At 43.8% G+C, this 13,768-nt stretch carries 15 protein-coding genes; 10 read left to right on the plus strand and 5 right to left on the minus strand.

The genetic code is table 11. From position 1 onward, the window contains the following. The 7 genes from Q0241_RS07740 to Q0241_RS07770 all read left to right on the plus strand — a co-directional run. On the plus strand, positions 1-400 hold a 400-nt coding region (locus Q0241_RS07740; protein WP_299375605.1), incomplete at its 5' end, for a PhoU domain-containing protein. Between the two features lie 235 nt (positions 401-635). Continuing rightward, positions 636-1,673 carry a putative 2-aminoethylphosphonate ABC transporter substrate-binding protein gene (locus Q0241_RS07745; protein ID WP_299375607.1) on the plus strand — a complete coding sequence of 346 codons (1,038 nt, stop codon included), beginning with the start codon at positions 636-638 and terminating at the stop codon, positions 1,671-1,673. A 298-nt stretch (positions 1,674-1,971) separates the two neighbouring features. Then, complete coding sequence (locus Q0241_RS07750; RefSeq protein ID WP_299375609.1) at positions 1,972-3,093, plus strand: putative 2-aminoethylphosphonate ABC transporter ATP-binding protein; 1,122 nt, start codon at positions 1,972-1,974, stop codon at positions 3,091-3,093. A 1-nt stretch (position 3,094) separates the two neighbouring features. Beyond that, on the plus strand, positions 3,095-4,798 hold the full coding sequence (locus Q0241_RS07755) for a putative 2-aminoethylphosphonate ABC transporter permease subunit (RefSeq protein ID WP_299375611.1): 1,704 nt from the start codon (positions 3,095-3,097) through the stop codon (positions 4,796-4,798). Between the two features lie 103 nt (positions 4,799-4,901). Then, positions 4,902-5,249 (plus strand): nuclear transport factor 2 family protein, encoded by a 348-nt coding sequence (locus Q0241_RS07760; RefSeq protein WP_299375613.1) that lies wholly within the window; start codon positions 4,902-4,904, stop codon positions 5,247-5,249. Between the two features lie 148 nt (positions 5,250-5,397). After that, complete coding sequence (locus Q0241_RS07765; RefSeq protein WP_299375615.1) at positions 5,398-5,922, plus strand: hypothetical protein; 525 nt, start codon at positions 5,398-5,400, stop codon at positions 5,920-5,922. 21 nt (positions 5,923-5,943) lie between these two features. Continuing rightward, on the plus strand, positions 5,944-6,345 hold the full coding sequence (locus Q0241_RS07770) for a YchJ family metal-binding protein (RefSeq protein WP_299375617.1): 402 nt from the start codon (positions 5,944-5,946) through the stop codon (positions 6,343-6,345). 46 nt (positions 6,346-6,391) lie between these two features. On the opposite strand, the gene Q0241_RS07775 is transcribed toward Q0241_RS07770, so the two are convergent. The 5 genes from Q0241_RS07775 to Q0241_RS07795 all read right to left on the minus strand — a co-directional run bounded on the left by Q0241_RS07775 (position 6,392) and on the right by Q0241_RS07795 (position 9,832). Then, positions 6,392-6,715: a cytochrome C oxidase subunit IV family protein gene (locus tag Q0241_RS07775; protein ID WP_299375619.1), complete on the minus strand. Its 324-nt coding sequence runs from the start codon at positions 6,713-6,715 to the stop codon at positions 6,392-6,394. Positions 6,716-6,718: 3 nt separating this feature from the next. Continuing rightward, the gene (locus tag Q0241_RS07780; protein ID WP_299375621.1) at positions 6,719-7,393 is read right to left on the minus strand and encodes a cytochrome c oxidase subunit 3 family protein; all 675 of its coding nucleotides are present in this window, start codon (positions 7,391-7,393) and stop codon (positions 6,719-6,721) included. A 169-nt stretch (positions 7,394-7,562) separates the two neighbouring features. Continuing rightward, positions 7,563-7,853: a chorismate mutase gene (locus tag Q0241_RS07785; protein ID WP_299375623.1), complete on the minus strand. Its 291-nt coding sequence runs from the start codon at positions 7,851-7,853 to the stop codon at positions 7,563-7,565. A 215-nt stretch (positions 7,854-8,068) separates the two neighbouring features. Beyond that, positions 8,069-8,857 (minus strand): transporter substrate-binding domain-containing protein, encoded by a 789-nt coding sequence (locus tag Q0241_RS07790; RefSeq protein ID WP_299375625.1) that lies wholly within the window; start codon positions 8,855-8,857, stop codon positions 8,069-8,071. Between the two features lie 96 nt (positions 8,858-8,953). Beyond that, positions 8,954-9,832, minus strand: a complete 879-nt coding sequence (locus Q0241_RS07795; RefSeq protein ID WP_299375627.1) for a LysR substrate-binding domain-containing protein — start codon at positions 9,830-9,832, stop codon at positions 8,954-8,956. A gap of 190 nt (positions 9,833-10,022) precedes the next feature. Here Q0241_RS07795 and Q0241_RS07800 point away from each other — a divergent pair, with 190 nt between their 5' ends. From Q0241_RS07800 to phnY, 3 genes are all read left to right on the plus strand, one after another. Beyond that, positions 10,023-11,177, plus strand: coding sequence for a 2-aminoethylphosphonate--pyruvate transaminase (locus Q0241_RS07800; RefSeq protein WP_299375629.1), 1,155 nt, complete (start codon positions 10,023-10,025; stop codon positions 11,175-11,177). 49 nt (positions 11,178-11,226) lie between these two features. Then, positions 11,227-12,477 (plus strand): phosphonoacetate hydrolase, encoded by a 1,251-nt coding sequence (gene phnA / locus Q0241_RS07805; protein ID WP_299375631.1) that lies wholly within the window; start codon positions 11,227-11,229, stop codon positions 12,475-12,477. 37 nt (positions 12,478-12,514) lie between these two features. Then, positions 12,515-13,768 (plus strand): phosphonoacetaldehyde dehydrogenase (gene phnY, locus Q0241_RS07810; RefSeq protein WP_299375632.1); only part of this gene is annotated, 1,254 nt, incomplete at its 3' end.

Here is a 13,768-nt window from a genome sequence, read left to right on the forward strand (position 1 = left end):
AGCGAATACAAAAATTAAGAAAAGAATTGAATTCTCTGAGCAAGGTTGGATTGAATTGGTCGAGCTACATCGCATGGCATTGGATCAGATGCAGCTGGCGATGACGGCTTTTGTATCTGGTGATGTGGATATCGCCAGACAGCTTATTGCTGGTAAAGAGAAGTTCAGGGATATGGAGCAACGTGGTGGAGACAAGCACCTCGATCGGTTGAGAGAAGGACGCATTGAATCAATTGAATCCTCTGCTTTGCATATCGATATGATCAGGGATTTAAAGCGAATAAATTCACATTTGACATCTGTTGCTTATCCGATTTTGGATGCGAGTGGTGAATTGCATGAAAGTCGTCTTCGGGTACGGCCTCATTCTGAGAGAAGGTCTGCGAAGGCGAACACGTAATCCGGCGTAGCCGGTAAACTGAGAGTGCTTTTGGCAGGATACTCTCAGTTTGAAAGGGCCTTGATTCCTTTTCGGAGGAATTAAGTTTGGACGGATGTTCAAGTTAAAGTTTTTGCGTAACAAAGACTTAGCATAAATGTAACAAAGTGCCGCTATAGACGGCACAGTACATAAAACTGAATAGGGATGTTGAAGGGAAAGCCCTTTGACGATCACAACGAGGAGCATGAAAGTAATGAAAAAAGCATTTTCAACCAAACTGCTAGGTGGCGTAGCCACAACTTTGGCCGCTATTGGCTTTCTTACTGGCAGTGTATCTGCTGAAGATCTGACTGTTTATACTGCTGTGGAAGCGGAAGATCTTAAGCGTTATGCTGCTGCATTTAACGAAGTGCATCCCGACATTACGGTCAATTGGGTACGCGATTCCACAGGTGTTGTTACTGCTAAATTATTGGCTGAAAAAGACAACCCGCAAGCTGATGTTGTCTGGGGCTTGGCTGGGTCCAGTCTTCTTCTTATGAAAAAAGAAGACATGTTTGAAACTTATGCTCCTGCTGGCGTTGATCAACTGGATAGTCGCTTCCGTGATAATTCAGATGCCCCTGTTTGGGCTGGTATGGATGCGTGGGTTGCTGCTGTTTGTGTGAACACAGTTGAAGCAGAAGCGAACAATCTTCCAATGCCAACATCTTGGGCTGATCTGACGAAGCCTGAATATAAAGGCCATGTCGCAATGCCAAACCCAGGGTCTTCTGGTACTGGTTTCCTAGATGTTGCTAGCTGGTTACAAATGTTTGGTGAAGAAGATGGTTGGGCGTTCATGGATGACCTCCACGAAAACATCAGCCATTATACACACTCTGGTTCCAAACCTTGTAAACAGGCTGCAGCTGGTGAAGTGTCCATCGGGATTTCTTTTGCTTTCCGTGCCGCAAAATCTAAAAACCAAGGTGCGCCATTGGAAATCGTGATGCCATCAGAAGGTGTCGGTTGGGAAATGGAAGCCGCAGCGATTGTTAAGGGCACCAAGAAGTTGGATGCAGCCAAGAAATTGATGGACTTCATTGTCTCAAAACCAGCTATGGAGCATTACAATCAAGGTTACGCTGTTGTTGCTATGCCAGGTATTTCAAAACCAATTGAAAATTACCCTGCAAACATTACAGACAGCATGATCGCAATGGACTTTGAATGGTCTGCGAACAATCGTGATGCGATTCTGGCTGAATGGACAGATCGTTATGATTCCAAGTCTGAGCCTAAAAACTAACCAGACCAAAATCATAAGATAAGTTAGATATTCCGCTCTTTGGTGAGCCAGAGAGCGGAATATCAAAATACAAGTGTTAGAACGGTGATACATTTTCACTTAACGTTCTACACAATAATTTACAGTTAAATAAAACGTCAGTAATCAAACGTAATTCTATTGTTTTGATGTTTGAGCCAGATTTTGAAATGTGCAAAGTCTGTGCAAAATATCGAGAGTTGTTGATGCTGATGCAATTAAGCTGTTGCAAAAGAGCACAGGATAAACTGTGCCGTTTTGCCGCTTGAGAGGAATGGCAATGAGCGCAAATACTGCTGATATCCGGGTCGAAACAGGAAATGGGCAAAAGCCCTATTTAACAGCATCTAATTTAACAAAACAGTTCGGTAACTTTACGGCGTTATCCGATATTTCGTTAGAGATTTACGAAGGCGAGTTCGTGTGTTTCTTGGGGCCATCCGGCTGTGGGAAGACGACACTGTTACGTGCTATCGCAGGTCTGGATATTCAAACCTTTGGCACAGTGACACAAGGGGGAGAAGATGTGTCATCTCTTCCGCCTAGTGAGCGTGATTTTGGTATTGTGTTCCAATCCTATGCTTTATTCCCAAATCTGACGATCCACAAAAACATTGCCTTTGGTTTGGAAAACAGAAAGCTGCCTAGGGCTGACATAGATAAACGAGTTAATGAACTTCTCGAACTTGTTGGTCTTAACTCACAAGCTGACAAGTACCCTGCACAGTTATCTGGTGGCCAACAACAGCGTATTGCATTGGCGCGAGCGATTGCGACAAACCCTGGTTTGCTATTGCTTGATGAACCTCTATCTGCGCTGGATGCAAAGGTACGTGCCCATCTTCGCCATGAAATCAAAGAATTACAGCGTACACTTGGCGTTACGACGATTATGGTCACACATGATCAGGAAGAAGCCCTGACAATGGCAGACCGTATCGTTGTTATGAATGATGGGGTCATTGAGCAGGTGGGATCACCACTTGAAATTTATCGTCATCCGGCGTCAGCCTTTGTTGCCGATTTTATTGGTACGATGAATTTTGTTCCGGGCCAGGTGAATGGCAGTGATACCCTTAAAATGGGTAGTGTTGAACTTAAATGCGACCCAGAAAAAATTACCGAGCGTGGCAATATTACAGTGGCCTTCCGTCCTGAAAATCTTTTGGTTCAAGAGGGGGGTAAGAAACTTCCAAACGCCTTTGAAGCTGAAGTGAAGTATATGGAGTTTATGGGATCTTTTTTCCGGGTCGACCTGTTGAGTAAACAAACCAATAGCGATGCCCATATTAAAGGAGATTTCTCTATCAACATGGTTAGGCGTACTGGTGTTAAAGAAGGCGACACCATTACGGTTTCTATTCCCCATGACCGTTTGACGGTATTTCCTGGAGTAAATTGATATGGCGGAGGTAACAAATTCTACGCCATTGAAAGTGGTAAAACCAAAGGCCAGTCGTGATGACTGGACCATGCGCGCCTTTATGGTGATGATTGGGGCCTATCTGCTGATTGCACTGGCTTTTCCGTTATACATCATGCTCTCAAAATCATTTGAGAATAAAGATGGCGTATTCATTGGCGTTGAAAACTATATCAAGTATTTTTCTACGCCAGCTCTATTTAATTCCATTGAAAACTCGGTAACGATTTCAATTATCACGATGGTGATAACTGTTACACTGGCTTTTATCTATGCCTATGCCTTGACCCGATCTTGTATGCGGTTCAAGGGTTTTTTCAAGATTATGGCAATGATCCCCATTCTGGTTCCATCTTTGTTACCGGGGATTGGGCTTATCTATATGTTCGGAAAACAGGGTTATATGAAGTGGCTTTTGTTTGGAGAGACGATATATGGACCATTGGGGATCGTGATTGCAGAGGTATTCTTTACCTTTCCCCATGCACTTCTGATCATAATGACTGCTCTGTCTATTTCTGATGCACGTTTGTATGAAGCTGCAACTGTTTTACGCGCCCCAAAGTGGAAGATCTTCTGGACTGTTACGTTGCCAAGTGCACGGTATGGTTTGATTTCTGCGGCTTTTGTTGTGTTCACATTGGTGATTACGGACTTTGGTGTGCCAAAGGTGATTGGTGGACAGTATAACGTTCTCGCAGTTGATATTTATAAACAGGTTATCGGGCAGCAAAACTTTTCCATGGGTGCTGTGGTTTCCGTGGTGCTTTTGATCCCTGCGATTTTTGCTTTCTTTATCGATCGTCAGGTGCAGAAAAAACAGGTTGCACAACTTTCTGCACGTGCTGTTCCTTTCGAGCCAAAACCAGATAGTAAATTTGACGCACTTATGATGAGCTATTCTGGTTTTATTGTGCTGATAATTGTTACAATTTTGGCAACCTGTCAGTTTGCTGCTTTGGTGAAGTTCTGGCCCTACAATCTTTCCCTTGGGTTGCAGCATTATAACTTTGATTTGATGGATGGTGGCGGATGGGATTCTTATTATAATTCTATCCAGATGGCTCTTTGGACAGCGGCTGTGGGGACGACAGTTGTGTTCACCGGGGCCTACATGGTGGAAAAGGGACGTGGTTTCCAACAAGGAAGAACACTGTTTCAATTCCTGGCGATGATGCCAATGGCTGTGCCGGGTATGGTGTTGGGCTTATCCTACATTTTCTTCTTTAATAATCCGGATAATCCTTTCAACTTTATCTATGGCACAATGGCAATCCTTGTTGTTTCAACCGTGACTCACTTTTATACTGTGGCGCATCTAACGGCGATGACAGCATTAAAGCAGATGGATAAAGAGTTTGAATCCGTCTCGCAATCTCTTCAGCAGCCTTTTTACAAAATGTTCCTGAAGGTCACGGTACCGGTTTGCTCGCCAGCTATTTTGGAAATTGCGATCTATCTCTTTGTGAATGCAATGACGACAGTCTCTGCGGTGGTTTTCATCTATTCGTACCACACACAGCTGGCATCGGTAGCGGTTCTGAACATGGATGATGCGGGGGATATCGCCCCGGCAGCAGCGATGGGAATGATGATTTTCTATACGAACGCGGCGGCGCGCCTTCTCCATGCTGTTGTGTCTAAATATATGGAAAAGAAAACGCAGGCTTGGCGACAACGCTAATGCTTATCGTTGTTTAATAGGCAGTATTTAGTAAAAGAAAAGGGGCAGATACCTTCTGCCCCTTTTGCTATCTTATTGTCTGATGAACTAAAGGAAATCTGTAATGACCCTTTCGGCTGTTCAACTCGCTGAAAAACAGCTTGCTGCCTATAACAGCCACGACCTCGATCTGTTCTGTTCCTGCTTTAGTGATGATGTCGAAGTTGAACTTCTTATCGATGGTGAAGTTCTTTTTCGGGGAATGGCTGCTTTTCGTAAAGCCTATGCGGATCGTTTTTCTCATCCAAATTTACACGCCAAGTTACTTAACCGCATTGCAGTGGGGCGTGTTGTCATTGATGAAGAAGAGGTAACAGGCCTTGGGGATGGCGTTCTTCATGTGTTGGCAATCTATGAAGTAGTTCAGGGGCTTATAAATAAAGTTCGCTTTGAACGAGCAACTAATAAATAGAACGTATGTTGGGGGTACATCTCATGGTTTTAAGTCAAATGTGACTTAATCGTTCTTGTGTTGCGCTATAACCCTATATTAAAAGAAAGATCACAAGTTATTAGTCGAAATAGTTTAATCTACGATCATGGGGGTTCGGATATAAACTATGCATATTTTACTAGGTATTGTTGCTGTTTTGGGCGGAATTGCTTTTTTTATTTGGCGTGTACGGTCAACTGCGGAAGCTGCAAGAGATGTTGTTGAAGCTGTAGATGATATCAGAGCGACGGCACGACGTTATAATCATGGTCGTAAAACCAAAGCTAATCCGCTTGAAAATGTTGAAGACAACAGAGTTGCTGCGGCGACAATTTTGGCAGCTTTTGCTCGTATGGATGGGGACTATACAAGAGAACAGCTGGTTGCGATTAAAGAAGAGTGTAAGCGGGTGTTCAATACATCCGAAGAAGAGGCCGTTGAAATTACGGGCCAAAGTCGTTGGTTGATGGAACAGACTGCTAATGTTGATGAAGCTATCAGGCGATTGAGTCGTGTGCTGAGGCGAGCTTTAGACGTGGAAGAGAAAAAGCAGCTTTTAACAATGGTTACCTATATCTCTACAATTGAGGGCGGCCAAATGAGCGAAGCGCAGGAACAAGGGCTTAGTCAGTTAAGTCGGCAGCTCGCGTAAATTACCAAGGTTCAAGTTTTTATGGTTGAGAACGAGATGTGCCCCTGTGGGGCAAGCGCCCCTTATGATAGCTGTTGTCGTCGATTTCATTCGGGTTTGACATTACCAGAAACTGCTGAACAATTAATGCGATCTCGCTATTCGGCCTATGTTAAACAGGATATCAGCTACCTAAAAACAACTCTGTGGCCGCAGTATCAAAAATCATTTAATGAAATTGGAACCCTACTCAGAGCGCAAGATAGTCGATGGCTTGGGCTAGAGATCATTGCAAGCGATCGTGGACAGGTAACTGACAAAGAGGGGGCAGTCGTGTTTATCGCTCGATCTGTTGTTGATGGTGTTGCCCATGAACAGCGGGAAAAAAGCCTGTTTCGTAAAAAAGGTCGGCAGTGGTATTATGTTAAAGCCCTCTCAGAATAAGGGTGGGGTTTATGGTGAGGAAAAATTTTGGTTCAAAGTTTGTTTCTTATATACCAAATGCCAGAGCATAAGCCGCTAAAACCATTCCGGTGATGACGAGAATTGCAAAAAAGAAGCCACGTTTCCATTGTGGTGCTACGTGACGGAGCTCTAGAAAATCAAGTAAAAGCAAGCGGCATTTGAATAGAGTTGTTAACATTAATATAACAACAGGAATAAAACCAATTGGTGCCGCTATCTCGTGCGATTCAAATACATTACCGCTGAACATGCTGATTATTGTTAATCCGAACATGAGCGCCCAGGTGATGATGAGGCGAAATAGGGGGACAGGCTTTTTACAGGGGGTATTATTGAGGGGATTGCTCATAGGTTACCTCACCAAATAGAGAATTGGGTATAGGATCAGCCAGATAAGATCTACCATATGCCAAAAGGCGCAAGCAGTCTGAATATTTTCGTGCCGATTGTAAAAACTGACCAATCCAAGAAGTAATAAGCCAAAGATTACATGTGCGGCATGAAAACCAGTCATGAGATAAAACAGGGTATAAAAGCTGTTGGTTTCTATTGAAATCCCCAAAGCGCTTTTTTCGCTGTACTCGTAAAACTTTAATGCGAGAAAAAGAAACCCAAGGGCCGCTGTCACGGATAAGAAAGCACGGGTTAAAGATGTCTTGTTTTCTTTACTTGTCTCGTTTGCTAGAGCAGCGAATAAGCCGCTGGTAATGAGAATTAAAGTGTTGAGACCCCCAATCAAACGATTGAGTTGTGCTTGTGAATTGGTAAAGAGTTCTGGGTTTTCTATAAATTTTACACAATACCCCGCAAGTAATAGGCCAAAAACCATGAGTTCACTGATAATCAAGATCCACATCATGGGATTACCAGGAAGTGCGTCTAAAGGACCCCAAGCACTTTGACTATTTTGGATCGGATCAAGATTTTGTCGGGAAATATCGGGGGGTAACCGTTCTTCATTTTTCTCCGTCCTGATTTCTTTTAAGTATACCTCGTAGAAATCACTATCTTTATCTGGTGGATGCATGGTATCGCCTAGGGTCTCTCTTTTAGGGTGTTTATCCTTTATTGATGAGACTAGGTTGGCAATACGACAAAATGCCTCAAGCAGAGTGACCTTCTTGAGGGTAGATATATTTAGAAAAGCGAAGAGTAACTATTTTGCAGGCCTTGTTTGCTTGCGATCTGGCCTAGAATTATCCCTTACGGATTTTTTTATGATTACGGATAACTTCTTCGATAACAAAATTGATAAATTTTTCTGAAAAATCAGGATCTAATTTTGCTGATTTTGCAAGTTCACGCAGGCGTTCGATTTGTTTTTGCTCTCTTGACGGATCTGCGGGGGGCAAGTCGTACTCTTTTTTGAACAAGCCGACTTTTTCTGTGACTTTAAATCTTTCAGACAGCATATAGATTAAAGCAGCGTCAATATTATCAATACTATCCCGGTATTCACCAAGCTTTGCTTTAATATCATCTGTCATTCGTACTGTACCTTCAAAACGTCGATAAAATTAGACAATATCTTTGCCCTTGATTGTGATTAAATCAATGCAAAGAGTAATCTTAGTATTTAACTAGAAATCTTATAGATGTGCAAAAGCGGTGAGTAAATTAGAATACGCCAATAGAAAAGATTTTCTTGTGTGCCTTAATGGAAATACTGTTGGTTTATCAGAAGCTTCAGGTGGGGGTTTTCTCACTTTCTTATTAAGCTGAGATGGTCATCAATAATATTTTGTAAAGTACCATCGTCTCTCATGTCTAAAATGGCCTTGTTCATATCCTCAACGTGATGAGCACAACTAGCATTTTTGTTTATCATGACATGCATTGCATTCGATAGGATCGGCATATTCAAGGGAACAATGGTTTTTTCCAAACCAAGGGCATGGATGTGTTGCAGGCCTTCTACATACCCCAATATCCCATAATCAGCCCTGTTGTTCTGTAGCATAATAACAATGCTATCGCTTTTCGGGACTTCAATGAAATCTAGATGATTACTCGCAAAGGTGTCGAATTCGTCACCGAGTGAACCGCCGAGTAATCTCATACCTGAGTGGCCAATAAGATCCTGAGGAGATGTGAGGGGAAATTGTTTGCCGTCTTTGACAAATACTCTGAGTTCATCAGTCCCGAGTTGTTCTGAATAATGGTATTGTGCCGCGCGTTCTTTGTTCCAATATGCACCGAGCACCATATCAACATTTCCCTGTTCCAGGTCATAGAGAATACGTTTCCAGGGTTTATCGTTATCGATCTCAAGTTCCAGACCAATTCTTTTGAGGGCTTCTTGTGTTCCATCAACAACGATACCGGTTAGCTGTCCATCGTCTTTTCGATAGACAAAAGGATACCAATTATTAATGCCATTGCCGCTAAATGATGTGCAGCTATTTGATGGTTGAGCCTGAGAATTAGCGCTGAAACTAATGGTAAAGAAGCTGACAAGAGCAAGAAATATAATGGATATTCTGATGAGCATCACTTGGCCTCTCTACGTCTAAACAGGAAAAGCTTGGTAAAACTATAGCACATACAGGCTCTGAAAGTGGTTAATTTATTTTTCCATACCAAAGTCCTAAGCCAGATTAGTTGCTGTTGAGCTTTGTATTTGGTCAAAGAATGCGCGTATCACTGGTGAGTCCTTTTGGTCTTTAAGGCAGGCGACATATTCAAGGCCTTCGAGTTGAACATCTCTAACCGTTAGCCCATGAAGGCGAGTGTCGTTACCAAATTCGCTTTCAAAAACCACTCCGATCCCAAGGCCCGATGCAACAGCCTCTCTGACGGCTTCACGGCTTCCGATTTCGAGAATATCGGTTAATTTAACCCCGGCACTCTCAAGGGCCGTTTCAAAGATTTTACGGGTGACGGAACCCTTTTCTCGCAAAATTATACGATGATGTGGCAGTTCAGTAATGCTTATACTGCGTCTCGCAGCCCAGGGGTGGTTGCGATCAACAAAAACAATCAGCGGCTCCCGTTTTAAGGGAGCGGCGTGAAGGCGTCGATCTTCATGAATGTTGGGCATAACCACAACATCAGACTTTCGTTCATAAAGCCCCTGTAGAACCTGTTGAGAGTTACCAAAGCTCATTGAAAAGTTAATCCCTGGGTACAACCGGCTGAAAGTCGCAAGTAAAGGAACGACATGATAGGGGGCATCAGCCGCAACGCGGAGTTGACCGGACATAAGGCCGCGGGCCGAAAGTAAGACCTGTTCTGCTTCTAATTCAACGGCAAACTGACGGAGGGTTACAGCATGTAGGCGGCGACCGATTTCGGTGATTTCGATACCGCGTCCCCGGCGCTCAAACAGTTTCACACCGTAAATTTCTTCCAGAGCTGCGACCTGACCAGAGAGTGTTGGCTGAGTTACATTGAGAACATCTGCAGCCTTGGTAAAGCTTCCTTCGCTGGCCACAGCATGGAACGCACGGATCTGAGCATAATTCATAGGTAAAACCAATTTGTAATATAAAAAGTATCGATTTGATTTATGATAAAGATTCGATGCATATAGAGCAAGACGTTCAGAACACTTAAAATAAAAAGTTTATAAATAGGTGGATGAACAGATGAAGTTAATCAGGTGATGTGGGGTTAACCCATCGCTTTTGTTCTTGGATCAAATGAGGAGATCCCATATGTCTGATAAGACATCTGCAGTTGCTGCTTCCCCGTCTGGTGACCCCTGGCTTTTAACACCAGGTCCCTTGACTACGTCTGTTTCTACTAAGGAAGCAATGCTTCATGATTTCGGTTCTCGTGATAAAAAATTTATCGAAATTAACCGACGTGTTCGCAGTAGTCTCTTAAGCATAATTAATGGGCAAGATGATTTTGTTTGTGTTCCCATGCAGGGCAGCGGAACTTTTTCTGTCGAAGCCATGTTGGGGACGCTGGTACCGCAGGATGGTAAGCTGTTAATCCTTGTCAACGGTGCCTACGGTCATCGTATGGCGAAAATCTGTAGCTATTACGGACGTGCACACGAGATTATGGAATATCCGGAAGATCAACCCGTAAGTATTTCAGATCTTGATACTCGCTTGAGTGAAGATAAGGCCATTACCCATGTCGCTGTTATCCACTGTGAAACAACGTCTGGTGTCCTCAATCCAATTGCTGGTGTCTCCGAGGTGGTTGAAAAGCATGGACGTTCTCTTTTGATTGATTCGATGTCTGCGTTTGGGGCACTTCCTGTTGATGCATCAAAAATCAAATATGATGCAGTTGCTGCTTCTTCCAACAAGTGCCTTGAAGGTGTCCCTGGAATGGGGTTCGTTCTTGTTCGTAGAACTGTTTTGGAAAAAACAAAAGGCAATGCGCCTTCACTGGTTCTGGATCTTTATGATCAGTGGGTGCAGATGGAAAAGACAGACCAGTGGCGGTTTACGCCGCCGACACACTGTATTGTTGCCTTTGAACAGGCTATTCGTGAATACGAAGCTGAAGGTGGTGTCGAGGGGCGCGGAGGTCGTTATGCTTCCAACTGCAAAATTCTTGTCGATGGTATGCGTGCGATGGGTTTTGAAACTCTTTTGCCCGATCATCTGCAAGCGCCAATTATTGTGACCTTCCACAAGCCGACAGATCCAAAATTTGATTTCCAGAATTTTTATGATCGTCTTGCTGAACGTGGTTATTTGATCTACCCGGGTAAGTTGACTGTTGCAGACTCGTTCCGTGTTGGCTGTATTGGTCGCATGGGTAATGATGACATTCGCAATGCATTGGTTGTCATCGAAGAAACATTAAATGAAATGGGCGTGAAAAATTGCGCGCCGGCTGCTGCCTAACCCGATATTCGTTCCTTGATTGGGCATTTGTTATAGTGGGAGATACCCTATGAGTACTGGTAAACTCGTTCAGGCCAATGGCCGTTTGTATAAAAGATCTGATCGCCCTGTCGTGGTGGTCTGTGTTGATGGCAGCGAACCGGATTATATGGAAGTTGCGATGAAGGCCGGGCGTATGCCATGGCTGAAAAGCCTGCTTGATAGCGGTGTAAATACAAACCGTATTGCAGAATCTGTTGTGCCTTCATTCACGAACCCGAATAACCTTTCCATCGTGAGTGGTTGTCCGCCGCGTTACCACGGTATTTGTGGTAACTACTTCTACAATCAGGAAACCGGTGAAGAAGAATTGATGAATGCGCCAAGTTACTACCGCGCAAAAACGATCTTCTCTTCTTATCAGGATGCTGGTGCCAAGGTTGCTGTTGTCACTGCAAAAGACAAACTTCGTTTACTTCTCGGGCATGGTCTGGATTACAGCAAAGGCAATGCGATTTGCTTCTCTGCTGAAAAATCTGATCTTGCCAATATGGCAGACAACGGCATTGATAATGTTAATGATTTTGTTGGTATGCCTGTTCCTTCTGTATACAGTGCTGATCTTTCCGAGTTTGTTTTCGCCGCTGGCGTCAAACTGTTGGAAACTGTTCGTCCAGAGATCATGTATCTTTCCACAACTGATTTCATTCAACACAAATATGCTCCTGAAGAAGAGGGTGCATTGGCTTTCTATGAAATGATGGATAAATACTGGGCACAACTTGATGAGTTGGGCGCTGTCCTGACCCTAACAGCTGACCACGGTATGAACCCGAAACATGATGCTGACGGCAAACCGAATGTTCTGTATTTACAGGATCTGTTTGACGGATGGTACGGCAAAGATGAAGCCCGTGTTATCCTGCCGATTACTGATCCATATGTTGTTCACCATGGTGCGCTGGGATCTTTTGCGACCGCTTATTTGCCAAAAGGGCAGAGTGTGGATGAAGCGATCAAGCGTTTGTCACAGGTTGATGGTGTCGAGTTGGCTATATCTGGTCCCGCTGGTTGCGCTATGTTGGAACTACCCGAAGATCGCATGGGTGACATTATCATTATTTCCGAACGTCATTTGGCTTTGGGAACCTCTGAAGAGCGTCATGATCTTTCTGCGCTGGATCGCCCATTGCGGACACACGGTGGTATCACTGAACAGAAAGTACCGTTTATCAGTAATCGCCCAATGTCGGGTATTCCATCAGATATGCGTCTCCGTAACTTTGACGCGTTCTATTGCTCTGTAAACTACGCTGAGTAATTGGCCTTAAATAAGGGCAGGAAATAAGGATAGAAGAATGTCTGTAAAGATTGTTGGTCACGAACCAATGCGTATCGCTGGTAAGAAGGTTGATACCGAAGGCCGTATTGATGTGCATTACCCCTACACAAACGAAGTGATTGGGTCTGTGCCTCGCGGTACTGCCGCGCATGCAAAAGAAGCTTTTGAAATCGCGGCAAACTACGAATCAAAATTGACACGTTATGAGCGTCAACAAATTCTCTTCCGCGTGGCAGAGATTTTGAACGATCGTAAAGAAGAGATTTCAGACATCATCACTGCTGAATCTGGCCTTTGTAAGAAAGATTCATTATACGAAGTTGGTCGAGCCTATGATGTTTATACACTGGCTGGTCAGATGTGTATTCTGGACGATGGGGAGATTTTCTCTTGTGATATCACACCTCAGGGTAAGTCACGTAAAATCTTCACAGAGCGTGAACCCTTGAAAGCAATTTCTGCCATCACACCGTTTAATCATCCTTTGAATATGATTTCTCATAAGATTGCGCCTGCAATTGCAACAAACAACTGTATTGTTTGTAAGCCAACCGAGAAAACGCCGTTAACGGCTTTGATATTGGCTGATATCATTTATGAAGCTGGTTTACCCAAGGAAATGCTGACCATTATCACGGGGCTCCCAGAAGATCTTGGTAATGAGTTTATCACGAATAAGAATATTGAACTGGTGACATTCACTGGTGGTGTGCCTGTTGGCAAATACATCGCTGAAAATGCAGGATATCGCCGTACAGTTCTTGAGCTTGGTGGTAATGCTCCGCTAATTGTGATGGAAGATGCCGATCTTGATAAGGCCGCTGAACTTGCTGTAGCAGGTGCAACAAAGAACTCTGGCCAGCGCTGTACCGCCGTTAAGCGTATTCTTGTTGTTGAAGAAATCGCAGACGAATTTTCCAAGCTTGTTCTTGAAAAAGCACAGAAGATCAAATACGGCGATCCGATGGACCCGGAAACAGATCTTGGGTGCGTTATCGATGCTGAATCTGCGTCAATGTTTGAACGTCGTGTGAACGATGCCGTCGAAGTAGGTGCTAAGCTTCTTTATGGTAATAATCGTGAAGGCGCACTTTATCCGCCAACAGTTGTTGACTATGTTCCATTCGATTGTGAACTGGTACGCGAAGAAACCTTTGGACCTGCTATTCCGATTATCCGCGTAAAAGATATTGATGATGCGATCCGTGTGTCGAATTCAACGGCTTTCGGTCTTTCATCTGGCGTTTGTACGGATAACTTCAAATATATT

This window comes from uncultured Kiloniella sp. (assembly GCF_937128705.1).
In the GTDB taxonomy this organism is placed as follows: domain Bacteria; phylum Pseudomonadota; class Alphaproteobacteria; order Kiloniellales; family Kiloniellaceae; genus Kiloniella.

Bases quoted from the DNA above. Each gene is read 5' to 3' on its own strand.
- Q0241_RS07745 (WP_299375607.1), top strand. From the start codon at position 636: ATGAAAAAAGCATTTTCAACCAAACTGCTAGGTGGCGTAGCCACAACT.
- Q0241_RS07750 (WP_299375609.1), top strand. From the start codon at position 1,972: ATGAGCGCAAATACTGCTGATATCCGGGTCGAAACAGGAAATGGGCAA.
- Q0241_RS07755 (WP_299375611.1), top strand. From the start codon at position 3,095: ATGGCGGAGGTAACAAATTCTACGCCATTGAAAGTGGTAAAACCAAAG.
- Q0241_RS07760 (WP_299375613.1), top strand. From the start codon at position 4,902: ATGACCCTTTCGGCTGTTCAACTCGCTGAAAAACAGCTTGCTGCCTAT.
- Q0241_RS07765 (WP_299375615.1), top strand. From the start codon at position 5,398: ATGCATATTTTACTAGGTATTGTTGCTGTTTTGGGCGGAATTGCTTTT.
- Q0241_RS07770 (WP_299375617.1), top strand. From the start codon at position 5,944: ATGGTTGAGAACGAGATGTGCCCCTGTGGGGCAAGCGCCCCTTATGAT.
- Q0241_RS07775 (WP_299375619.1), bottom strand. From the start codon at position 6,715: ATGAGCAATCCCCTCAATAATACCCCCTGTAAAAAGCCTGTCCCCCTA.
- Q0241_RS07780 (WP_299375621.1), bottom strand. From the start codon at position 7,393: ATGCATCCACCAGATAAAGATAGTGATTTCTACGAGGTATACTTAAAA.
- Q0241_RS07785 (WP_299375623.1), bottom strand. From the start codon at position 7,853: ATGACAGATGATATTAAAGCAAAGCTTGGTGAATACCGGGATAGTATT.
- Q0241_RS07790 (WP_299375625.1), bottom strand. From the start codon at position 8,857: ATGCTCATCAGAATATCCATTATATTTCTTGCTCTTGTCAGCTTCTTT.
- Q0241_RS07795 (WP_299375627.1), bottom strand. From the start codon at position 9,832: ATGAATTATGCTCAGATCCGTGCGTTCCATGCTGTGGCCAGCGAAGGA.
- Q0241_RS07800 (WP_299375629.1), top strand. From the start codon at position 10,023: ATGTCTGATAAGACATCTGCAGTTGCTGCTTCCCCGTCTGGTGACCCC.
- phnA (WP_299375631.1), top strand. From the start codon at position 11,227: ATGAGTACTGGTAAACTCGTTCAGGCCAATGGCCGTTTGTATAAAAGA.